Annotated in this window: 1 protein-coding gene; it reads left to right on the top strand. The window is 65.5% G+C overall.

What is annotated here, in order from left to right:
• Window positions 1-772 (top strand): IS256 family transposase (locus ACWDVB_RS40315; protein WP_451612075.1); only part of this gene is annotated, 772 nt, incomplete at its 5' end.
• Window positions 773-1,033 lie beyond the last annotated feature (261 nt).

Genomic DNA, 1,033 nt, shown 5'->3' with positions numbered 1-1,033 from the left:
CATGGACCGCGACCTCGCGGACGTCGACTACGTGTACGTGTGGGCCGACGGCATCCACCTCAACGTCCGCCTGGAGGAGGCCAAGGCGTGTGTGCTCGTGCTGATCGGTGTGCGCGTGGACGGCAGCAAGGAACTGGTCGCGCTCAAGGACGGCTACCGCGAGTCTGCCGAGTCGTGGGCGGACATGATGAGGGACTGCGCACGTCGCGGCATGCGTGCTCCCGTCCTCGCGGTCGGCGACGGGGCACTCGGCTTCTGGAAGGCCCTCGCGGAGGTCTTCCCCGAAACCCGCGAGCAGCGGTGCTGGGTCCATAAAACCGCGAATGTGCTCGATTCCATGCCGAAGTCTGCGCAACCGGGCGCGAAGAAGGCGATCCAAGACATCTACAACGCCGAGGACCGCGACCATGCAGTCAAGGCAATCAAGACGTTCGCCCAGCTCTACGGGGCAAAATTCCCCAAGGCCGTCAAGAAGATCACCGACGACGAGACCGAGCTGCTGGCGTTCTACGGCTTCCCCGCCGAGCACTGGATCCACCTGCGGACCACAAATCCCATCGAGTCCACCTTCTCCACCGTTCGACTCCGGACCAAGGTCACCCGCGGCGCCGGCTCCCGCGCCGCCGCCCTGGCCATGGTCTTCAAGCTCGTCGAGTCCGCCCAGGCCCGCTGGCGGGCCGTGAACGCACCCCACCTCGTCGCCCTCGTCCGCGCCGGAGCCCGCTTCGAACGCGGCCAGCTCGTCGAGCGACCCGAGCTCAGCGCCGCCTGAGCCACTTCAACCGATCCACAACTCTTGACAATTACTCTGCTCTTTGGTTTTCGTCACACAATTCCAACGGCCGCCGGGGACACCGTGGTTACGGGCTGGCCGCCGCCGGACGCGTCACGCTGACGAGGATCACAGACGGTTGGTGAACCGGCCGTCAGGTTGTTTGCGCAGCCAGCCGCGGTCGGTCAGCCTGATCAGTTTCCCGCGTAGTGGCTCCAGCTTGGACTTCACACTGACGTCTACTCCCAGCGTCTCGCCGAC

It is taken from the genome of Streptomyces sp. NPDC003379 (assembly GCF_053589195.1).
The sequence above is the reverse complement of the archived record's forward strand: the minus strand, read 5'-3'. Positions and strand labels throughout refer to the sequence as shown.